Below are 21823 nucleotides of genomic sequence, written 5' to 3' on the forward strand. Positions count from 1 at the left end.
GCTCCCTTTACCCCATGCTGCCAAGGAAACCCACGGAACACCGACGAGACGGGTCCCGAGGCCCCCTATGAAGATCCGCACCGCCTTCCCGTACGAGACGGTCCACGAGGACGTCCGCATCCCCCTGCCGGACGGCACGCGGCTCTACGCCCGCGTCTGGCGCCCGCTCACCGTCGGGCCGGGCGCGCCCGTCCCGGCCCTCCTCGAGTACGACCCGTGCCGGCTGACCGACTGGACCGCGCCCCGCGACCGGCAGCGCCACCCCTGGTACGCGGGCCACGGCTACGCCTCGGTACGGGTGGACGCGCGCGGGCACGGCAACAGCGGGGGCCTGCCCGGCGACGAGCACTCGGGGACGGACGCCGCCGACGCCGCCGAGGTGGTCGCCTGGCTCGCCGCCCGGCCGTGGTGCGACGGCCGGGTCGGCATGTTCGGCATCGGGCGGGGCGGCGCCACGGCGCTGGGGGTCGCCGCGCTCAGCCCCGAGCCGCTGGGGGCGGTCGTCGCCGTCTGCTGTCCCGACGGGCGGTACGGCGGCGGGGACCCGGGGCCGGACCGGCCGGACTGGCCTTCCGGACCGGACTGGCCTTCCGGACCGGACGGACCGGACGGGCCGTGCTCCGCGGCCGGGCCGCCCGCCCGGGCGGCCGCGCTGCTCGCCCTCGCCGCCCGGCCGCCCGACCCCCTGTACGTCGGTGACGCGTGGCGCGAGATGTGGCTGGCCCGGCTGGAGGCGCTGGTGCCGCCGGTGCACGCCCGGCTCGCGCGCTCCTCCGGCGACGCCGCCGGGCCGCCCGGAGCCCCCGGCTCCGTGCGGGCGGCCGTCCTCGCGGTGGGCGGGTGGCACGACCCGTACCGCGACACCGTCCTGCGGCTGGTCGAGCAGCTGCCGGGCGACCGGGTGCGGGGCATCATCGGGCCGTGGACGCACCAGTACCCGGACCGGGAGCGGCCGCCCGGCCCGGCGATCGGCTTCCTCCAGGAGACGCTGCGCTGGTGGGACCACCACCTGAGGGACGAGCCCACCGGGGTGATGGCCGAGCCGCTGCTCCGGTCCTGGATCGGCGGCCCGGCCCTCCGCACCGGCGCCCACCCGCCGCCCGCGGCCCCCGCGGAGCCCGGCGCCCCCGCCGAACCGGCCGGCACCGTGCCCGAACCGCCCACCCCGGCCACCGCCGAACCGGTCACCTCCGGCCGCTGGGTCGGCGACCCGGGCTGGCCGTCCCCGCACATCACCCCGGTGACGTACGCCCTCCAGGGCGCGCCCGTCCTCGTCCGCTCCCCCCAGCACACCGGCCTGGACGCCGGGCCCCTCGTCCCGCCCGGAGAGCCCACCGGCGGCCCCGCCGGCGACCCCGCCCCCGGCACCGGGGACGGCGCCCGCGACGACCCGGACGACCCGTACGGCGGCACCGCCGACCTGCCGCCCGACCAGCGCGCCGAGGACGCCCACGCGGCCTGCTTCGACTTCCCCGTGCCCCCGGACGGCGCGCCCGTCGAGATCCTCGGGCGGCCCCTGGTCTCCCTCACCCTGCGCGGCGGGGGGCCCGGCGGGCAGGTCGTGGCACGGCTCTGCGACATCGCGCCGGACGGCTCGTCCACCCTCGTGACGCGGGGCGCGCTGCGCCTGCCCGCCGGGCCGGAGGGCCGCCGGGAACACGTCGTCGAACTGCACGGCGCCGGGCACGCCTTCCCGCCCGGCCACCGCGTCCGGCTCGCGGTCTCCTCCGCGTACTGGCCCTGGATCTGGCCCGGCCCTTGGGACACCGGGTTCACCCTCGACCCCGCCGCCTGCTCCCTGCGGCTCCCGGTCCGCCGGCCGGCTCCCGGCACCGTCGTCCTCGGGGAGCCGGAGCAGGCCGAGCCCCTCGGGGTCACCGTCCCGGCCGCGCTGGACGACAGCGAGACCCGGCGCCCCGCGCGGCTCGTCGTCCGGGACGTCGCCAGGGGCGAGTGGCGCCTGGAGGAAAGCCCCCGCCAGGACGGCGCCCGCGCCTACCCCGACGGCCTGGAGATCGACGAGGACACCCTGGACACCGCCGTCATCACCGAGCGCGATCCGCTCTCCGCCCGCACCCGCTCGCGGTGGCGGATCCGGCTGCACCGCCCGGACCTGCCCTGGAGCGTCACCGTCGACACCCGCTCCGAGATCAGCTGCGACGCCACCCACTTCCTCGCCACCGACGAGGTGATCTGCGCGGAAGGCACCGAGGTCCTCTTCCACCACACCTGGGAGAAGCGCGTCGCCCGCGCGCCGGGCTGATCTAACGTGTCCCCCACACACGTGGAAAGCGAGGCAAGCACCGATGCCCGAGCAGAGCCCGCTCGACCTGGCCGAAGGCGATCCCTTCGGTCCGCACAACCTGCCGTACGGCGTCTTCACCACCGCGGACGAACCGGGCCGCCGCCGGCTCGGCGTCCGCATCGGCGACCACGTCCTGGACGCGGGGGCCGCGGCGCACGCGCTGGGTTCGCCGTACGCGGCGCTGCTGGCCCGGCCCAGCCTGAACCCGCTGCTCGCCGCCGGCCGCACCGCCTGGCGCGACGTCCGCCGCGCCCTCACCGCCTGGGTGACCGTCCCGGCGCACCGCCCGGACATAGAGCCGCTGCTGCACCCGCTCGGCGAGGTCACCCTGCACCTGCCGTACGAGGTCGCGGACTACGTCGACTTCTACGCCTCCGAGCACCACGCCACCAACGTCGGCCGGATCTTCCGCCCGGACGGTGAGCCGCTCACCCCCAACTGGAAGCACCTGCCGATCGGCTACCACGGCCGCTCCGGCACGGTCGTCGTGTCCGGTACCGACATCACGCGCCCCGCCGGGCAGCGCAAGGCGCCCGCGGACCCCGCGCCCGTCTTCGGGCCGTCCGTCAAGCTGGACATCGAGGCGGAGGTCGGCTTCCTCGTCGGCACCCCCTCGGAGCTCGGCCGGTCCGTGCCGCTGGCCTCCTTCCGCGACCACGTCTTCGGCCTGACGCTGCTCAACGACTGGTCGGCGCGCGACGTCCAGGCGTGGGAGTACGTCCCCCTCGGCCCGTTCCTGGGCAAGTCCTTCGCGACCTCCGTGTCCGCCTGGGTGACCCCGCTGGAGGCCCTGGACGCCGCCCGGGTGGCGCCGCCCGCCCGTGACTTCCCCCTCCTGCCGTACCTGGACGACAGCTCCGACGAGGAGCCGGGCGGGTTCGACCTGCGCATCACGGTGCGCATCAACGGCGAGACGGTCTCCGAGCCGCCGTTCTCCTCCATGTACTGGACGGCCGCCCAGCAGCTGGCGCACATGACGGTCAACGGCGCCTCCCTGCGGACCGGCGACCTCTTCGGCTCCGGCACGGTCAGCGGCCCCGAGGTGCACCAGCGCGGTTCGCTGCTGGAGCTGACCTGGAACGGGCAGGAGCCGCTGGAGCTGTCCACCGGCAAGCGGACGTTCCTGGAAGACGGGGACGAGGTCACCCTCACGGCGTGGGCGCCCGGCCCGGACGGCACGAAGGTCGGCCTCGGCGAGGTCACCGGCCGGATCGTTCCGGCGCACTGATCCGGCACGGCCCGCCGCGCCCGGCCCCGACCGCCCGGCCCCGACCGCCGCCCGGAGCCGGGGCGGCGGGAGCCGGGGCGGCGGGAGCCGGGGCGGCGGGAGCCCCCGGAGTACCACGGGCCGGAGCACCCGGGTGCTCCGGCCCCGGCCGGCGAAGGCGCGTCAGCCGGCCCGCCACAGGGCCGGTGCGCGCGGCGGCTCCCAGCCCGGCTGCGCGGTGTGGCCCTGGAGGCAGGTGTACGCCGCTCCCCCGTACGTGACGCGGTCGCCCGGCCGGTACGCGGTGCCCACCGCCCACGTGGATCCGCCGGGCGGCGGGGTGGTGGGCCCGGGGCCCGGTGTCTGCGGCACGTCCAGCACGAAGTCGAACGCCGCCTCCCGCCCTCCGCCCGCGTCCCGCACGGTCATCAGCAGCCGCGGGTCGAACAGCGCGTCGGTGTTGTTGCGCGGCTCACCCGGGAAGTACAGCTGCGTCGTCAGCACCGGCCGGCCGGGCGCCTGGAGCTTGACGTGCAGGTGCCGGGTGCGGCCCGGGTACAGCCCCGGCACGATGGTGGTGAGCGTGAACGCCCCGCCCTCGCCGGTGAACTGGTGCCCCCGGAAGCGGAAGCCCACGTTGTCGTAGGCCCCGTTGACGTCGGCCTGCCAGAAGTCCAGCAGTACGCCGCTGAGCGGCCGGCAGGCGAGCCCGAAGACGTAGCCCGTGACGGTGAGCCGCACACCGGGGGTGTTGGACTCCAGCAGGGAGGTGCGGCGGGGCGAGTTCGGCTTGAAGTAGGGCCCTTCCATCTGCGGCGGTGTCGGATCGTCACCGTCGTCGCAGGAAGGGGTGAGCGGGGGTGCCGCGCCGTTCGTGGTGCCGTCCGCCGTGACCGTACGGGCGAGCGCCGGTACGCCCATCAGCGCGGCGGGCGTGGCGACGCCGGCGGCGAGCGCGGCGCGCAGCACGGTCTTTCGGCTCGGGTGTCCGTCCATGCCTGCTCCTTGGAAGGGGGCGTCGGGGATGGCTCCGAACCTACGCAGCCGGTTCCGGGCGGGCGATGGACGCGATCCGGTGGTCGTGGTGAATACCGCCGCCGTCCGCCTCGCCGCCGCGCCGGAACGCGCCGGGGCTCAGCCCGGTCTCCCGCCGGAAGAAGCGGCAGAAGTACGCCGGGTCGGCGAACCCGACGCGAGCCGCGACCTGGCGCACCGTCAGCCCGGTGTGCGTCAGCAGCCGCTTGGCCTCGTGGGTGCGGGCCTCCCGGACCAGTTGGCCCGGGGTCCGGCCGGTGGCGGTCTTGACGGCCTCGGTGAGGTAGCCGGCCGTGACGCCGATGCGGTCGGCGCACGCGCGGACCGACCACAGCCCGGGGTCGCTGCGGGCGAGGAGCCGGGCGAAGGCGTCCGCGACCGCTGCGGGACGGGTGGCGCCGGGGGCGGCGGGAGCGACGGCGGGGACGGGCAGCCGGGCGGCCCGGACGACGAGGACGTGCAGCAGGGCCCTCAGGACGCTCTGGAACCCCTCGGCCCCGCGCCGGTACTCGTCGTGGAGGTCGGCCGTCAGACGGGCGATCCGGTCGTGCTCGTGGTCGTCGAGCGTCAGCCAGGGGCGTTCGGCGAAGCCCCGCAGCACCTCCCGGTCGCCGGGGTGGTCGAGGAGGAAGTCCTCGGTGAAGAGGACCACCGTTCCGTCGAGCCCCACCGCGTCCTCCCAGTGGTGGACCTGCCCCGGTGCGATCACGCACAGGTGGGGCGGGGCGAGTTCCCAGCGGGCGAGGTCCAGCACGTGCGTGCCGGTTCCGGCGGTGACGTGGACGATCTCGTAGAAGGTGTGCCGGTGCGGGAAGTCGGCCCTCGACATGGGCCCGATGGTGTCGAAGCTGCCGATCGCGAACGGCAGGGCGTTGGGCATGGGCACTTCGAGGCGGTGCATGGGCAGGACGCCCTCCTCGGGTGCGGTGCAGGGCGTTCCGGGTAATACGGTGGTGCCGCGCATCGTTCGCTCCCCTTCATTTGGTCCAGACCAATTCGACGGTGCCACGATGGCACGCGTACGCAGGGCCCGGCACCCCCACTGGGGTACCGGGCCCTGCGCGACGGCCTGCCGGCCGGTTCTCAGCGGACGAAGACGCTCGCCTGTCCGGCGAGGTCCAGGAAGTACTGGGGCGCCACGCCCAGTGCCAGGGTGACGGCGACGCCCACGGCGATCGTCGTCATCGTCAGCGGCGACGGCACGGCGACCGTCGGCCCCTCCGGCTTCGGTTCGCTGAAGAACATCAGCACGATGACCCTGATGTAGAAGAACGCGGCGATCGCCGAGGAGATCACACCGATGACCACCAGAGCACCCGCGCCGCCCTCCGCCGCCGCCTTGAAGACGGCGAACTTGCCGGAGAACCCGGAGGTGAGCGGAATGCCGGCGAAGGCGAGCAGGAACACCGCGAAGACGGCCGCGACGAGCGGTGAACGCCTGCCGAGTCCGGCCCACTTGGACAGGTGGGTCGCCTCCCCGCCCGCGTCGCGCACCAGGGTGACGACGGCGAAGGCCCCCACCGTCACGAACGAGTACGCGCCGAGGTAGAACAGCACGGACGACACCCCGTCGGGAGTCGCGGCGATGACACCGGCGAGGATGAACCCGGCGTGGGCGATCGACGAGTAGGCCAGCAGCCGCTTGATGTCGGTCTGGGTGATGGCGACGATCGCGCCGGCCAGCATGGTGACGATGGCGACGCCCCACATGACGGGCCGCCAGTCCCAGCGCAGTCCGGGCAGCACCACGTACAGCAGCCGCAGCATCGCGCCGAACGCCGCGACCTTGGTGGCGGCCGCCATGAAGCCGGTGACCGGCGTGGGGGCGCCCTGGTAGACGTCCGGGGTCCACATGTGGAACGGCACCGCGCCGACCTTGAACAGCAGGCCCATCAGCACCATGGCGAACCCGATGAGCAGCAGCACGTCGTTGCCCATGGTCTGTGCGAGCGCCGGGGTGATGTCGGACACCGACCCGTCCACCACGTCGGCGATCCGGGCGTACGACACGGAGCCCGCGTACCCGTACATCAGCGCGACGCCGAACAGCAGGAACGCCGACGAGAAGGCGCCCAGCAGGAAGTACTTCACGGCGGCTTCCTGCGACATCAGCCGCTTGCGGCGGGCCACCGCGCACAGCAGGTACAGCGGCAGGGAGAAGACCTCCAGCGCGATGAAGAGCGTCAGCAGGTCGTTGGCGGCCGGGAAGACGAGCATGCCGCCGACGGCGAACAGCACCAGGGGGAAGACCTCGGTGGTGGTGAACCCGGCCTTGACGGCGGCCTTCTCCTGCTCGCTGCCCGGTACGGCGGCGGCCTCGGCGGCGAAGGAGTCGACCCGGTGCCCGTGGTGGGCGGGGTCGAGCCGCCGTTCGGCGAAGGTGAACACGGCGACCAGGGAGGTCAGCAGGATGGTGCCCTGGAGGAACAGGGCCGGACCGTCGACCGCGATCGCGCCCATCGCGACGATGCCGGCCTTGGTGGTGGCGTGGCCGCCGGCCGCCAGGGCGACGACGGCCGCGAAGGCGGCGGCCAGCGCCACGACGGTCAGGAACACCTGGGCGTGGTAGCGGGCCCGGCGCGGCACGAAGGCCTCCAGCAGCACGCCCACCACGGCGGCGCCCACCACGATCAGCGTGGGTGCCAGCTGGGCGTACTCGATGGCCGGTGCCCCGATCCTGTCGGCGGCGGCCGGTTCCGCCGCCGTCGTCCACAGGCTGTGGACAGCCACTGCGGCTGATGCGCTCACTTGGCCGCCTCCACTTCCGGTCGCGGGTCCTTCTGCTGTACGTCGGACATGGTGTGCCGCACGGCCGGGTCGACGATCTCGGTCAGCGGCTTGGGGTAGACGCCCAGGACGAGCAGCAGGGCGATCAGCGGGGCGACCACCACCAGCTCGCGCGCCTTGAGGTCGGGCATCGCCCGCACCTCCTCCTTCACCGGCCCGGTCATCGTCCGCTGGTAGAGCACCAGCGTGTAGAGCGCGGCCAGCACGATGCCGGAGGTCGCGACGATGCCGGCCACCGGGTACCGGGCGAACGTGCCCACCAGGACCAGGAATTCGGAGACGAACGGCGCGAGGCCGGGCAGCGACAGCGTGGCCAGACCGCCCACCAGGAACGTCCCGGCGAGCACGGGCGCCACCTTCTGCACACCGCCGTAGTCGGCGATGAGGCGCGACCCGCGGCGCGTGATCAGGAAGCCGGCCACCAGCATCAGCGCGGCCGTCGAGATCCCGTGGTTGACCATGTACAGGGTGGCGCCGGACTGGCCCTGGCTGGTCATCGCGAAGATGCCCATGATGATGAAGCCGAAGTGGGAGATCGACGCGTAGGCGACCAGCCGCTTGATGTCGCGCTGGCCCACCGCGAGGAGCGCCCCGTACACGATGCTGATCAGCGCCAGCACGATGATCGCGGGCGTGGCCCACTTCGACGCCTCCGGGAAGAGCTGGAGGCAGAAGCGGAGCATCGCGAAGGTGCCGACCTTGTCGACCACGGCCGTGATGAGCACCGCCACCGGCGCGGTGGCCTCGCCCATGGCGTTGGGCAGCCAGGTGTGCAGCGGCCACAGCGGGGCCTTCACCGCGAAGGCGAAGAAGAACCCGAGGAACAGCAGCCGCTCGGTGTCGGTCGCCATCTCCAGCTCGCCGCTCGCCCGCGCCGCGGCGATCTCGGTGAGGGAGAAGTTGCCGGCGACGACGTACAGCCCGATGACGGCGGCCAGCATGATGAGCCCGCCGACCAGGTTGTAGAGGAGGAACTTGACCGCGGCGTAGGACCGCTGGGCCGCCGCGTTCTCGTCGGTGCCCGTGTGCGCCCGGTCCCCGAAGCCGCCGATGAGGAAGTACATCGGGATGAGCATGGCTTCGAAGAGGATGTAGAAGAGGAAGACGTCGGTGGCGGCGAAGGAGAGGATCACCATCGCCTCGACCATCAGGATCAGGGCGAAGAAGCCCTGGGTCGGCCGCCACCGCTTGGTCTGGGTCTCATAGGGGTCGGCGTCGTGCCAGCCGGCCAGGACGATGAACGGGATCAGCAGCGCGGTGAGCGCGATGAGCGCCACCCCGATGCCGTCCACGCCCAGTTCGTACCGGACGCCGAAGTCGGCGATCCAGGCGTGGGACTCGGTGAGCTGGTAGCGCTCGCCGCCCGGTTCGAAGCGGACGGCCACGAGCGCGGCCAGGACGAGCGTGCCCAGGGAGACCAGCAGCGCGAGCCACTTGGCGGTCGTGCGGCGCGCGGCCGGGACGGCGGCGGTGAGGATCGCGCCGGCGGCCGGCAGGGCCGCCGTCACCGTCAGGAGGGGGAACGACATGGTGGTCACACCCCCCTCATCAGCAGGGTCGCGGCGATCAGCACCGCCGTACCTCCGAACATCGAGACCGCGTAGGAGCGGGCGAAGCCGTTCTGCAGCCTGCGCAGCCGGCCGGACAGTCCGCCGACCGAGGCGGCGGTGCCGTTGACCACCCCGTCGACCAGGGTGTGGTCCATGTACACCAGGGAGCGGGTGAGGTGCTCGCCGCCGCGGACCAGGACGATGTGGTTGAAGTCGTCCTGGAGCAGGTCGCGCCGGGCGGCGCGGGTGAGCAGCGAGCCGCGCGGGGCGACCACCGGGACGGGCCGGCGGCCGTACTGCGCGTACGCGATGCCGACGCCGATCAGCAGGACGACGACCGTGGACGCGGTCACCGCGCCCGCGCTGATGGGCGGGTGGCCGTGCTCGAACTCGGTCACCGGCTTCAGCCAGTTGACGAAGGCACTGTTGAGGGAGAAGAGCCCGCCCGCGAAGACCGAGCCGAAGGCCAGAAGGATCATCGGGATCGTCATGGACCTCGGCGACTCGTGGGGATGCGGCATCTCGCCGGGGTGGACCTCGACGCCGGGCTCCGCACTGGGCGCCTTGTCCGGGTCCGGGGCGGGCTGCCAGCGCTTCTCGCCGAAGAACGTCATGATCATCACGCGGGTCATGTAGTACGCGGTGATGCCCGCGCCCAGCAGGGTGACCGCGCCGAGGATCCAGCCCTCGGTGCCGCCCTTGGCGAAGGCCGCCTCGATGATCTTGTCCTTGGACCAGAAGCCGGACAGCCCCGGGAAGCCGATGATCGCCAGGTAGCCGAGCCCGAAGGTCACGAAGGTCACCGGCATGTACTTCCTGAGGCCGCCGTACTTCCTCATGTCGACCTCGTCGTTCATGCCGTGCATGACCGAACCGGCCCCGAGGAACAGCCCGGCCTTGAAGAAGCCGTGGGTCACCAGGTGCATGATCGCGAACGCGTACCCGATCGGGCCGAGGCCGGCCGCCAGGATCATGTAGCCGATCTGCGACATCGTCGAACCGGCCAGCGCCTTCTTGATGTCGTCCTTGGCGCAACCGACGATCGCACCGAACAGGAGCGTGACCGCGCCGACCACCACGACCGCCAGCTGGGCGTCCGGGGCGGCGTTGAAGATCGCACCCGACCTGGTGATCAGGTAGACGCCGGCGGTCACCATCGTGGCCGCGTGGATCAGGGCCGAGACCGGGGTCGGGCCCTCCATCGCGTCCCCGAGCCAGGACTGCAGGGGCACCTGCGCGGACTTGCCGCACGCGGCGAGCAGCAGCATCAGGCCGATGGCCGTCAGCATCCCCTCGGAGGTCTCCCCCGTGGCCGCGAGGACCGGGCCGAAGGTGAACGTCCCGAACGTGGTGAACATCAGCATGATGGCGATCGACAGGCCCATGTCGCCGACCCGGTTCACCAGGAAGGCCTTCTTCGCGGCGGTGGCCGCGCTGGGCTTGTGCTGCCAGAAGCCGATCAGGAGGTACGAGGCGAGACCGACGCCCTCCCAGCCGAAGTACAGCAGGAGGTAGTTGTCGGCGAGCACCAGCAGCAGCATCGCCGAGAGGAACAGGTTCAGGTAACCGAAGAAGCGGCGCCTGCGCTCGTCGTGCTCCATGTACCCGATCGAGTACACGTGGATGAGCGTGCCGACACCGGTGATGAGCAGGACGAACGTCATCGACAGCTGGTCGAGCTGGAAGGCGATGTCCGCCTGGAAGCCCTCCACCGGCACCCAGCTGAACAGGTGCTGGTGCAGCTCCCGCTCCTCGGCGCCCCGGCCCAGCATGTCGAAGAAGAGCACCGCCCCGATGACGAAGGAGGCGGCGGCGAGCAGGGTGCCGAGCCAGTGCCCGGCCCTGTCCAGCCGCCTCCCGCCGCAGAGCAGGACGGCCGCCCCCAGCAGCGGCGCCGCGACGAGCAGCGCGATCAGATTCTCCACGTTTCAGCCCCTCACAGCTTCATCAGGCTGGCGTCGTCGACCGAGGCCGAGTGGCGGGAACGGAACAGCGACACGATGATCGCGAGCCCGACCACGACCTCCGCGGCGGCGACGACCATCGTGAAGAAGGCGATGATCTGGCCGTCGAGATTGCCGTGCATCCGGGAGAAGGCGACGAGCGCCAGGTTGCAGGCGTTGAGCATCAGCTCCACGCACATGAAGACGACGATCGCGTTCCGCCGGATCAGCACCCCGGCCGCGCCGATGGTGAACAACAGGGCGGCCAGGTACAGGTAGTTGACCGGATTCACTGGGCGTTCTCCTCCTTACGGCCCTGGGGCCGGGACGCCTGCGGCTCCGACGGGCCGCGCCCCAGGCGCTCCTGCGCGCGCTGCTCCAGCGCCGCGAGGTCCGCCAGCGCCTGCCGCGACACGTCGCGGATCTGGCCGCGCGCCCGGAGCGTCCGGTTGACGGTGAGCTCCGACGGGGTGCCGTCGGGGAGCAGGCCGGCGATGTCCACGGCGTTGTGCCGGGCGTAGACGCCGGGCGCCGGCAGGGGCGGCAGGTGCTTCCCCTCCCGTACGCGCCGCTCGGACAGCTCGCGCTGGGTGAGAGCCCGCTCGGTGCGCTCCCGGTGCGTCAGCACCATCGCGCCGACGGCGGCGGTGATCAGCAGCGCGCCGGTGATCTCGAAGGCGAAGACGTACGTGGTGAAGATCAGGGCGGCGAGGCCCTCCACGTTCCCCCCGGCGTTCGCCGTGCCGAGGCCCTCGAAGGTGTCCAGCGACGCCCTGCCGAGTCCGGCGACCAGGAGGATGCCGAAGCCGAGGCCGCAGGCGAGGGCCAGCCAGCGCTGGCCCTTGATGGTCTCCTTCAGCGAGTCGGCGGCGGTGACGCCGACGAGCATCACGACGAAGAGGAAGAGCATCATGATCGCGCCGGTGTAGACGATGATCTGCACGACACCCAGGAAGTACGCCCCGTTGGCGAGGTAGAACACCGCAAGGATGATCATGGTGGCGGCGAGGCTCAGCGCACTGTGCACCGCCTTCTTCATCAGGATCGTGCCCAGCGCGCCGACGACGGCGATGGTGCCGAGCACCCAGAACTGCACGGCCTCACCCGTGGAGGCGGCGTTGGCGGCGGCGAGCGCGCTCATGCGCCGATCACCTTCCCCGACGCGGGCTCGTCCTGTCCGGAGTCCGACGCGCCCCGCTGCGGCTCCCCGCCGTCGGCCGCGGCCTGCGGGACCGTGCCGGGCGCGGCTTCCGTCACCAGCCCCCGGTAGTAGTCCTGTTCCGTCATGCCCGGGAAGATGGCGTGCGGCGAGGCGACCATGCCGTCCTCCAGGCCCGCGAGGAGCTGCTCCTTGGTGTAGATCAGGTTCTCGCGGGAGCTGTCGGCCAGCTCGAACTCGTTCGTCATCGTCAGCGCCCGGGTCGGGCAGGCCTCGATGCACAGCCCGCACAGGATGCAGCGGGCGTAGTTGATCTGGTAGACGCGGCCGTACCGCTCACCGGGCGAGTACCGCTCCTCGTCGGTGTTGTCCGCGCCCTCGACGTAGATGGCGTCGGCCGGGCAGGCCCAGGCGCACAGCTCGCAGCCGACGCACTTCTCCAGGCCGTCCGGATGGCGGTTGAGCTGGTGCCGGCCGTGGAAGCGCGGCGCCGTCGTCTTCTGCTGCTCCGGGTACTGCTCGGTGAGCCGCTTCTTGAACATGGCCTTGAAGGTCACGCCGAAGCCGGCGACCGGATTCTGGAAGTTGCCCTCAGACACCGTCAGCCTCCTTTCCGTCACTGTCAGTATTGACGCCACCACTGACAATCAACTCGCCGTCACGGCGCGGCCGTCGCCGGGGCACCGGCGGCAGGGTCTGACCGGGCAGCGGCGGCACGGGGAACCCGCCGGCCATCGGGTCGAACCCGGCGGGCGGCTCGGCGGCCTCCGCACCCTGCCGGCCCTTCCTGTCGCGGAAGATGTCGACCACGAAGGAGAGGAGGAGGACGGCGATGACCGCGCCCGCCACGTACAGCACGATCTCCTGGAAGTCGTAGTTCTCGTTGCGCAGCGCCCGCACGGTCGCCACCAGCATCAGCCAGACGACCGAGACGGGGATGAGGACCTTCCAGCCGAGCTTCATCAGCTGGTCGTAGCGGACGCGGGGGAGGGTGCCGCGCAGCCAGATGAAGAAGAACAGCAGCAGCTGCACCTTGACGACGAACCAGAGCATCGGCCACCAGCCGTGGTTCGCGCCCTCCCAGAAGGTGGAGACCGGGTACGGGGCACGCCAGCCGCCGAGGAACAGCGTCACCGACACCGCCGAGACCGTCACCATGTTCACGTACTCGGCGAGCATGAACATCGCGAACTTGATCGAGCTGTACTCGGTGTTGAACCCGCCGACCAGGTCGCCCTCGGACTCCGGCATGTCGAACGGGGCGCGGTTGGTCTCACCGACCATCGTGACGATGTAGATGATGAAGGAGACCGGCAGCAGGATGATGTACCAGCGGTCCGCCTGGGCCTCCACGATCGCCGAGGTCGACATCGACCCGGAGTAGAGGAAGACCGAGGCGAAGGCGGCGCCCATCGCGATCTCGTACGAGATCATCTGCGCGCACGAGCGCAGGCCGCCGAGGAGCGGATAGGTGGAGCCGGACGACCAGCCGGCGAGCACGATGCCGTAGATGCCGACGGAGGCGACCGCGAGGATGTAGAGCATCGCGATCGGCAGGTCGGTGAGCTGCATCGTGGTGCGCTGCCCGAAGATCGAGACCTCGTTGCCGGCCGGGCCGAAGGGGATCACCGCGATCGCCATGAACGCCGGGATGGCGGCGATGATCGGGGCGAGGATGTAGACGACCTTGTCGGCCCGCTTGACGACCACGTCCTCCTTCAGCATCAGCTTGACGCCGTCCGCGAGGGACTGGAGGAGGCCCCAGGGGCCGTGCCGGTTGGGGCCGATGCGCAGCTGCATCCAGGCGACGACCTTGCGCTCCCACACGATGGAGAAGAGCACGGTGATCATCAGGAAGGCGAAGCAGAAGACCGCCTTGATCGCCACGAGCCACCAGGGGTCGCGGCCGAACATGGACAGGTCCTCCGCTGCCAGGGTGTACGGGATCATGCCTCCACCTCCGTGGCGGCCGCGGAGTTCGGGGTCGTCGGGGCGAGGCGGACCAGGTGCCCGGGGGTGGTGCCCAGGGCGTGCGGGACGCCGCCGGGGGTCGAGTTGAGCGGCAGCCAGACCACCCGGTCCGGCATGTCGGTCACCCTCAGGGGCAGTTCCACCGAGCCCGCCGGGCCGGTCACCGACACCGGGTCGCCGTCCTTCACGCCCGTCTCCGCCGCCGTCGCCGCCGACAGGCGGGCCACCGCCGCGTGCCGGGTGCCCGCCAGGGCCTCGTCGCCCTCCTGGAGCACGCCCAGGTCGAGCAGCAGCCGGTGACCGGCCAGCACCGCCTCGCCGTCGCCCGCCCGGGGCAGCGGCACGGCGGACTCCGCGGGGTCGCCCGCCCGCGTCCCGTCCCAGGCACCGAGCCGGTCCAGCTCGCGCCGCACGGCCGCGACGTCCGGCAGCGCGAAGTGCGCGTCCATGGTGTCGGCCAGCATGTGCAGCACCCGCGTGTCCGTCGGGGCGAGCGCGCGGGTCATGTGCTCCGGCTTCAGCGCGGCCTCGAACATCCGCACCCGGCCCTCCCAGTTGAGGAAGGTGCCGGACTTCTCCGCCACCGCGGCGACCGGGAGGACCACGTCCGCCCGCTCGGTGACCTCGCCGGGCCGCAGCTCCAGCGACACGACGAACGCCGCGTCCAGGGCCGCACGCGCGCGTGCCGGGTCCGGCAGGTCCGCCACCTCGACGCCCGCCACCAGCAGGGCACCCAGCTCGCCGGTCGCCGCGGCCTCCACGATCTGACCCGTGTCCCGGCCGTAGCGGTGCGGCAGCTCCCGTACGCCCCAGGCGGCGGCGACCTCGTCACGCGCGCGTGGATCGGTCGCGGGCCGCCCGCCCGGCAGCAGCGAGGGGATCGCGCCGGCCCACAGCGCGCCGCGCTCACCGGCCCGGCGCGGGATCCACACCAGCTCCGCCCCGGTCGCCGCCGCGGCGCGCACGGCCGCGGTCAGCGCGCCCGGCACTCCCGCCAGCCGCTCACCGACCACGAGGACCGCGCCGGGCTGCCGCAGCGCCTCCGAGGCGGCGGCGCCGTCCGCGTCGAGCCCCGTCCCGGAGGCGAGCGCGTCCAGCCACTCCGGCTCGGTCCCGGGCGCGGCCGGCAGCAGCGTGCCGCCGGCCTTCTCCAGCCCCCGGGTGGCGTGGGAGGCGAGGGCGAAGGTCCGCTGCCCCTTCTTGCGCCACGCCTTGCGCAGCCGCAGGAAGACGCCCGGCGCCTCCTCCTCCGCCTCCAGCCCGGCGAGCAGCACCGCCGGGGCCTGCTCCAGGGAGGTGTACGTGATCCCCCGTCCGTCCAGGTCCCGGCCGCGCCCGGCGACCCGGGCGGCCAGGAAGTCGGCCTCCTCGCCGCTGTGCACGCGCGCGCGGAAGTCGATGTCGTTGGTGTCGAGGGCGACACGGGCGAACTTGGCGTACGCGTACGCGTCCTCGACGGTCAGCCGGCCGCCGGTCAGGACGCCCGTGCGGCCGCGGACCAGGCCGCGGGCCGCCGCCTCCAGCGCCTCCGGCCAGGAGGCCGGCTCCAGCGCGCCCGTCGAGGCGCTGCGCACCAGTGGCGTGGTGAGCCGGTCACGCGCTTGCGCGTACCGGAACGCGAAGCGCCCCTTGTCGCACACCCACTCCTCGTTGACCTCCGGGTCGTTGGCCGCGAGGCGCCGCATGACCTTGCCGCGCCGGTGGTCGGTGCGGGTGGCGCAGCCGCCGGCGCAGTGCTCGCAGACGCTCGGCGAGGAGACCAGGTCGAAGGGGCGGGAGCGGAACCGGTACGCCGCCGAAGTCAGCGCGCCGACGGGGCAGATCTGGATGGTGTTGCCGGAGAAGTACGACTCGAACGGGTCGCCCTCGCCGGTGCCGACCTGCTGGAGCGCGCCGCGCTCGAGCAGCTCGATCATCGGGTCGCCCGCGACCTGGTTCGAGAACCGGGTGCAGCGGGCGCACAGCACGCACCGCTCGCGGTCGAGGAGGACCTGGGTGGAGATCGGGACGGGCTTCTCGTAGGTCCGCTTGCGCCCCTCGAAGCGGGAGTCGGCCTGTCCGTGCGACATGGCCTGGTTCTGCAGCGGGCACTCGCCGCCCTTGTCGCAGACCGGGCAGTCCAGCGGGTGGTTGATGAGCAGCAGCTCCATCACCCCCACCTGGGCCTTCTCGGCGACGGGCGAGGTGAGCTGCGACTTGACGACCATGCCGTCGGTGCAGGTGATGGTGCAGGACGCCATCGGCTTGCGCTGGCCCTCCACCTCGACGATGCACTGGCGGCAGGCGCCGGCCGGGTCGAGGAGGGGGTGGTCGCAGAACCGGGGGATCTCGATGCCGAGCTGTTCGGCGGCACGGATGACGAGCGTCCCCTTGGGGACGGAGATCTCGATGCCGTCGATGGTCAGGGTGATCAGGTCCTCGGGCGGGACGGCCGCGCTGCCGCCCTGCGCGGGGCCGGATGCCATGACGGTCACGCCGTCACCTCCACGTGGTTGTCCGCCCAGGCGGTCGACTTGGCCGGGTCGAAGGGGCAGCCCTTGCCCGTGATGTGCTGCTCGTACTCACCGCGGAAGTACTTCAGCGAGGAGAAGATCGGCGAGGCGGCGCCGTCGCCGAGGGCGCAGAACGACTTGCCGTTGATGTTGTCGGCGATGTCGTTCAGCTTGTCGAGGTCGTCCAGGGAGCCCTTGCCGGCCTCGATGTCGCGCAGCAGCTGGACGAGCCAGTAGGTGCCCTCGCGGCACGGGGTGCACTTGCCGCAGGACTCGTGGGCGTAGAACTCGGTCCACCGGGTCACGGCCCGCACCACGCACGTCGTCTCGTCGAAGCACTGGAGCGCCTTGGTGCCGAGCATCGAGCCGGCCGCGCCGACGCCCTCGTAGTCGAGGGGGACGTCGAGGTGCTCGTCGGTGAACATCGGGGTGGACGAGCCGCCGGGGGTCCAGAACTTCAGCCGGTGGCCGGGCCGCATGCCGCCGCTCATGTCGAGCAGCTGGCGCAGGGTGATGCCGAGCGGGGCCTCGTACTGGCCGGGCGAGGCGACGTGGCCGCTGAGCGAGTAGAGCGTGAAGCCGGGGGACTTCTCGCTGCCCATCGACCGGAACCAGTCCTTGCCCCGGTTCAGGATCGCGGGAACCGAGGCGATCGACTCGACGTTGTTCACCACGGTGGGGCACGCGTACAGGCCGGCGACCGCGGGGAAGGGGGGACGCAGCCGGGGCTGGCCGCGGCGGCCTTCGAGCGAGTCGAGCAGCGCGGTCTCCTCGCCGCAGATGTACGCGCCGGCGCCCGCGTGCACGGTGAGTTCGAGGTCGAGTCCGCTGCCGAGGATGTCCCGGCCGAGGTAGCCCGCCTCGTACGCCTCGCGCACGGCCTCGTGCAGCCTGCGCAGTACGGGCACCACCTCGCCGCGCAGGTAGATGAAGGCGTGGCTGGACCGGATCGCGTAGCAGGCGATCACGATGCCCTCGATGAGGGAGTGCGGGTTGGCGAAGAGGAGCGGGATGTCCTTGCAGGTCCCGGGCTCCGACTCGTCGGCGTTGACGACGAGGTAGTGCGGCTTGCCGTCGCCCTGGGGGATGAACTGCCACTTCATCCCGGTGGGGAAGCCGGCGCCGCCGCGGCCGCGCAGGCCGGAGTCCTTGACGTAGGCGATGAGGTCGTCGGGCGTCATGGCGAGGGCCTTCTTGAGCCCCTCGTAGCCCTCGTGCCGCTTGTAGGTCTCCAGCGTCCAGGACCTGGGCTGGTCCCAGAACGCGGACAGGACCGGTGCGAGCAGCTTGTCGGGGCTGGTGGTCTCGGGTGCCAACGTCATCACTCCCCCTCCTCGGTGACCGGGCCGTCGTGGCGGGCCGGACCGACCGGTCCGGACGGGTGCTCGGGGTCGGAGGCCGAGGTCCGCTGCGGGGCGTCGTGCGAGCTCAGGTGCCCCGATCCGGGGGCGGGCTCGTCCCGGGGGGCCTCGCCGCGCGGGTGGACCACGCGCGCGCCGGGGGCGGCCTCGCCCTTGGCGAGCTTCAGCCCGATCAGCGAGGCGGGTCCCGCGCCGCCGGTCGCCTCCACCGCGCCGGGGCGCTCGTCGGGGAAGCCGGCCAGGATGCGGGCGGTCTCCTTGTACGTGCACAGGGGCGCGCCGCGGGTCGGTTCGACGGGGCGGCCTGCGCGCAGGTCGTCGACGAGCCGCTTGGCGGAGTCGGGCGTCTGGTTGTCGAAGAACTCCCAGTTGACCATCACCACGGGCGCGAAGTCGCAGGCCGCGTTGCACTCGATGTGTTCGAGGGTGACCTTGCCGTCGGGCGTCGTGCCGTTGTTGCCGACGCCGAGGTGCTGCTGGAGCTCCTCGAAGATCGCGTCGCCGCCCATGACGGCGCACAGGGTGTTGGTGCACACCCCGACCTGGTAGTCGCCGGAGGGCCGGCGCCGGTACATGGTGTAGAAGGTCGCGACGGCGGTGACCTCGGCGGTGGTGAGGTCCAGCATGTCCGCGCAGAACCGCATGCCGGTGCGGGTGACGTACCCCTCCTCCGACTGCACCAGGTGCAGCAGGGGCAGGAGCGCGGAGCGGCTGTCGGGGTAGCGGGCGATGACCTCCCGGGCGTCCGCTTCGAGCCGGGCGCGCACATCGGCCGGGTAATCGGGGGCGGGGAGCTGCGGCATCCCCAAGCTGACGTCTGTCATTACCGGTCGACGCCTCCCATCACGGGGTCGATGGACGCGACGGCGACGATGACGTCGGCGACCTGGCCGCCCTCGCACATCGCCGCCATGGCCTGAAGGTTGGTGAACGACGGGTCGCGGAAGTGGACCCGGTAGGGGCGGGTGCCGCCGTCGCTGACGACGTGGACGCCCAGCTCGCCCTTGGGCGACTCGACCGCCGTGTAGGTCTGTCCGGGCGGGACCCGGAAGCCCTCGGTGACCAGCTTGAAGTGGTGGATCAGGGCCTCCATGGAGGTGCCCATGATCTTCTTGATGTGGTCGAGGGAGTTGCCGAGTCCGTCGGGGCCCAGGGCCAGCTGGGCGGGCCAGGCGATCTTCTTGTCGTCCACCATCACCGGGCCGGGCTCCAGGCGGTCCAGGCACTGTTCGACGATCCGCAGCGACTGGCGCATCTCCTCCAGGCGGATGAGGAAGCGGCCGTAGGCGTCGCAGGTGTCGGCGGTCGGGACGTCGAAGTCGTACGTCTCGTAGCCGCAGTACGGGTCGGTCTTGCGCAGGTCGTGCGGGAGCCCGGCGGAGCGCAGGATCGGTCCGGTGGCGCCGAGGGCCATGCAGCCGGCCAGGTCGAGGTAGCCGATGTCCTGCATGCGGGCCTTGAAGATGGGGTTGCCGGTGGCGAGCTTGTCGTACTCCGGCATGTTCTTCTTCATCGTCTTCACGAACTCGCGGAGCTGGTCCATGGCCCCGGGGGGCAGGTCCTGGGCGAGGCCGCCGGGGCGGATGAACGCGTGGTTCATGCGCAGGCCGGTGATCAGTTCGTAGAGGTCCAGGATCATCTCGCGGTCCCGGAAGCCGTAGATCATGATCGTGGTGGCGCCCAGCTCCATGCCGCCGGTGGCGATGCACACCAGGTGCGAGGAGAGCCGGTTCAGCTCCATCAGCAGGACGCGGATGATCGTCGCCCGGTCGGGGATCCGGTCCTCGATGCCGAGCAGCTTCTCCACGCCCAGGCAGTACGCCGCCTCGTTGAAGAACGGCGTCAGGTAATCCATGCGCGTGACGAAGGTGGTGCCCTGCGTCCAGGTCCGGTACTCGAGGTTCTTCTCGATGCCGGTGTGGAGGTAGCCGATGCCGCAGCGGGCCTCGGTGACGGTCTCGCCGTCGATCTCCAGGATCAGCCGGAGCACGCCGTGCGTGGACGGGTGCTGCGGGCCCATGTTGACGACGATCCGCTCGTCGTCGGCCTTGGCCGCGGACTGGACGACCTCGTCCCAGTCGCCGCCGGTGACCGTGTAGACGGTGCCCTCGGTGGTCTCGCGGGCGCTGGCAGGTGGAGTGGTCACGAGTACGACCTCCGCTGGTCCGGAGCCGGGATCTGGGCGCCCTTGTACTCGACGGGGATGCCGCCGAGGGGGTAGTCCTTGCGCTGCGGGAAGCCCTGCCAGTCGTCCGGCATCATGATCCGGGTGAGGGCGGGGTGGCCGTCGAAGACCAGGCCGAAGAAGTCGTACGTCTCGCGCTCGTGCCAGTCGTTGGTGGGGTAGACCGCGACGAGCGAGGGGACGTGCGGATCGGTGTCCGGGGCGGAGACCTCCAGCCGGATCAGCCGGCCGTGGGTGAGCGAGCGCAGGTGGTACACCGCGTGCAGTTCGCGGCCCTTGTCCCCGAGGTAGTGGACGCCGCTCACGCCCGTGCAGAGCTCGAAGCGCAGGGCGGGGTCGTCGCGCAGGGTGCGGGCGACGCGCACCAGGTGCTCGCGGGCGATGTGGAAGGTCAGCTCGTCGCGGTCGACGACCGTCTTCTCGATGGCGCTCGAAGGCAGGAGGCCCTGTTCCTCCAGGGCGCCCTCCAGTTCGTCCGCCACCTCGTCGAACCAGCCGCCGTAGGGGCGGGCGGCCGGGCCGGGCAGGCGCACGGAGCGGACGAGGCCGCCGTAGCCGGAGGTGTCGCCGCCGTTGTTCGCGCCGAACATGCCGCGCTGGACGCGGATCTCCTCGCCGTGCGAGCCGCGCTGTCCGGGCAGGTTCTGCGCGCCGAGGTCCTTGTCGGGGTTGGGCTGGTCGGTCATCGCAGCAGCCCCTTCATCTCGATCGTGGGCAGCGCCTTGAGCGCGGCCTCCTCCGCCTCGCGGGCCGCCTCCCGGGCGTTGACGCCGAGCTTGGAGCCCTGGATCTTCTGGTGGAGCTTGAGGATCGCGTCCATCAGCATCTCCGGACGCGGCGGGCAGCCCGGCAGATAGATGTCGACCGGGACGATGTGGTCGACACCCTGAACAATCGCGTAATTGTTGAACATGCCGCCCGAGGAGGCGCAAACCCCCATGGAGATGACCCACTTGGGGTTCGGCATCTGGTCGTAGACCTGGCGCAGGACGGGCGCCATCTTCTGGCTCACCCGGCCGGCCACGATCATCAGGTCGGCCTGGCGCGGCGAGCCGCGGAAGACCTCCATGCCGAAGCGCGCCAGGTCGTACCGCCCGGCGCCGGTCGTCATCATCTCGATGGCGCAGCAGGCGAGGCCGAAGGTCGCGGGGAAGACGGACGCCTTGCGCACCCAGCCCGCGGCCTGTTCGACGGTCGTCAGCAGAAAACCGCTCGGCAGCTTCTCTTCGAGTCCCATTGGTGCCCCTCAGCCCCTCAGTCCCATTCCAGGCCGCCGCGCCGCCACACGTACGCGTAGGCGACGAAGACGGTGAGCACGAAGAGCAGCATCTCCACGAGCCCGAAAAGCCCCAGGGCGTCGAAGCTGACGGCCCAGGGGTAGAGGAAGACGATCTCGATGTCGAAGACGATGAAGAGCATCGCCGTCAGGTAGTACTTGATGGGGAAGCGGCCCCCTCCGGCCGGAGTGGGCGTCGGCTCGATGCCGCACTCGTATGCCTGAAGCTTCGCCCGGTTGTACCTCTTTGGGCCGATAAGCGTGGCCATGACCACGGAGAAGATCGCAAACCCTGCCCCGAGGGCGCCGAGCACGAGGATGGGCGCGTAGGCATTCACGCTCCTCGCTCCTTCCAGTCGTCCTTGACCGATGGACCGCACCGGGCACCGTCTCGCCGCCTCGCGAAGATCGCGCATATGTGAGGCAGTTCACAAGCCCGACTGCTTCGCATCCTATGCCCGTCGATCTGTGATCTGCGACACGGGGTACGGCAACGCCTTTGTGATCTCCACCACCCGACGAAGGATCATGAATCACCGGCAGAGGTGATCT

Annotated in this window: 18 protein-coding genes; 2 read left to right on the forward strand and 16 right to left on the reverse strand. The window is 71.8% G+C overall.

From position 1 onward, the window contains the following. Positions 1-67: 67 nt before the first annotated feature. Complete coding sequence (locus A4V12_RS15995; RefSeq protein WP_064070005.1) at positions 68-2263, forward strand: CocE/NonD family hydrolase; 2196 nt, start codon at positions 68-70, stop codon at positions 2261-2263. A gap of 43 nt (positions 2264-2306) precedes the next feature. Continuing rightward, positions 2307-3533 carry a fumarylacetoacetase gene (gene fahA, locus A4V12_RS16000; protein WP_064070006.1) on the forward strand — a complete coding sequence of 409 codons (1227 nt, stop codon included), beginning with the start codon at positions 2307-2309 and terminating at the stop codon, positions 3531-3533. A gap of 162 nt (positions 3534-3695) precedes the next feature. On the opposite strand, the gene A4V12_RS16005 is transcribed toward fahA, so the two are convergent. From A4V12_RS16005 to A4V12_RS16080, 16 genes are all read right to left on the reverse strand, one after another. Continuing rightward, complete coding sequence (locus tag A4V12_RS16005; RefSeq protein ID WP_064070007.1) at positions 3696-4508, reverse strand: carbohydrate-binding protein; 813 nt, start codon at positions 4506-4508, stop codon at positions 3696-3698. Positions 4509-4548: 40 nt separating this feature from the next. Continuing rightward, positions 4549-5511: a helix-turn-helix transcriptional regulator gene (locus A4V12_RS16010; RefSeq protein WP_064070008.1), complete on the reverse strand. Its 963-nt coding sequence runs from the start codon at positions 5509-5511 to the stop codon at positions 4549-4551. 119 nt (positions 5512-5630) lie between these two features. Next, the gene (nuoN, locus tag A4V12_RS16015) at positions 5631-7295 is read right to left on the reverse strand and encodes an NADH-quinone oxidoreductase subunit NuoN (RefSeq protein WP_064070009.1); all 1665 of its coding nucleotides are present in this window, start codon (positions 7293-7295) and stop codon (positions 5631-5633) included. Next, positions 7292-8863 carry an NADH-quinone oxidoreductase subunit M gene (locus tag A4V12_RS16020; protein WP_064070116.1) on the reverse strand — a complete coding sequence of 524 codons (1572 nt, stop codon included), beginning with the start codon at positions 8861-8863 and terminating at the stop codon, positions 7292-7294. The genes nuoN and A4V12_RS16020 overlap by 4 nt, the downstream gene beginning before the upstream one ends. A gap of 5 nt (positions 8864-8868) precedes the next feature. Next, positions 8869-10809, reverse strand: coding sequence for an NADH-quinone oxidoreductase subunit L (nuoL, locus tag A4V12_RS16025; protein ID WP_064070010.1), 1941 nt, complete (start codon positions 10807-10809; stop codon positions 8869-8871). Positions 10810-10820: 11 nt separating this feature from the next. Then, a complete protein-coding gene (gene nuoK / locus A4V12_RS16030; protein ID WP_064070011.1) occupies positions 10821-11120 on the reverse strand; it encodes an NADH-quinone oxidoreductase subunit NuoK in 300 nt (99 codons plus the stop codon). Next, positions 11117-11968 (reverse strand): NADH-quinone oxidoreductase subunit J, encoded by an 852-nt coding sequence (locus tag A4V12_RS16035; RefSeq protein WP_064070012.1) that lies wholly within the window; start codon positions 11966-11968, stop codon positions 11117-11119. Before A4V12_RS16035 ends, nuoK begins: the two co-directional genes overlap by 4 nt. Further along, complete coding sequence (nuoI, locus tag A4V12_RS16040; RefSeq protein WP_234372194.1) at positions 11965-12585, reverse strand: NADH-quinone oxidoreductase subunit NuoI; 621 nt, start codon at positions 12583-12585, stop codon at positions 11965-11967. Before nuoI ends, A4V12_RS16035 begins: the two co-directional genes overlap by 4 nt. Continuing rightward, the gene (gene nuoH, locus A4V12_RS16045) at positions 12578-13936 is read right to left on the reverse strand and encodes an NADH-quinone oxidoreductase subunit NuoH (protein ID WP_064070014.1); all 1359 of its coding nucleotides are present in this window, start codon (positions 13934-13936) and stop codon (positions 12578-12580) included. Before nuoH ends, nuoI begins: the two co-directional genes overlap by 8 nt. Then, a complete protein-coding gene (locus A4V12_RS16050; RefSeq protein ID WP_423563624.1) occupies positions 13933-16422 on the reverse strand; it encodes an NADH-quinone oxidoreductase subunit G in 2490 nt (829 codons plus the stop codon). The genes nuoH and A4V12_RS16050 overlap by 4 nt, the downstream gene beginning before the upstream one ends. 5 nt (positions 16423-16427) lie before the next feature. Then, a complete protein-coding gene (nuoF, locus tag A4V12_RS16055; RefSeq protein ID WP_064070016.1) occupies positions 16428-17771 on the reverse strand; it encodes an NADH-quinone oxidoreductase subunit NuoF in 1344 nt (447 codons plus the stop codon). After that, entirely contained in the window at positions 17771-18634 is an 864-nt protein-coding gene (gene nuoE, locus A4V12_RS16060) for an NADH-quinone oxidoreductase subunit NuoE (protein ID WP_064070017.1), read from the reverse strand. Before nuoE ends, nuoF begins: the two co-directional genes overlap by 1 nt. Then, positions 18634-19956: an NADH-quinone oxidoreductase subunit D gene (locus tag A4V12_RS16065; RefSeq protein ID WP_064070018.1), complete on the reverse strand. Its 1323-nt coding sequence runs from the start codon at positions 19954-19956 to the stop codon at positions 18634-18636. Before A4V12_RS16065 ends, nuoE begins: the two co-directional genes overlap by 1 nt. Continuing rightward, positions 19953-20681 carry an NADH-quinone oxidoreductase subunit C gene (locus A4V12_RS16070; RefSeq protein WP_064070019.1) on the reverse strand — a complete coding sequence of 243 codons (729 nt, stop codon included), beginning with the start codon at positions 20679-20681 and terminating at the stop codon, positions 19953-19955. Before A4V12_RS16070 ends, A4V12_RS16065 begins: the two co-directional genes overlap by 4 nt. Beyond that, on the reverse strand, positions 20678-21232 hold the full coding sequence (locus A4V12_RS16075) for a NuoB/complex I 20 kDa subunit family protein (protein WP_064070020.1): 555 nt from the start codon (positions 21230-21232) through the stop codon (positions 20678-20680). Before A4V12_RS16075 ends, A4V12_RS16070 begins: the two co-directional genes overlap by 4 nt. A gap of 17 nt (positions 21233-21249) precedes the next feature. Beyond that, a complete protein-coding gene (locus A4V12_RS16080) occupies positions 21250-21609 on the reverse strand; it encodes an NADH-quinone oxidoreductase subunit A (protein WP_064070021.1) in 360 nt (119 codons plus the stop codon). Between the last annotated feature and the right edge of the window lie 214 nt (positions 21610-21823).

This window comes from Streptomyces noursei (genome assembly GCF_001646665.1).
In the GTDB taxonomy this organism is placed as follows: domain Bacteria; phylum Actinomycetota; class Actinomycetes; order Streptomycetales; family Streptomycetaceae; genus Streptomyces; species Streptomyces lavendulocolor.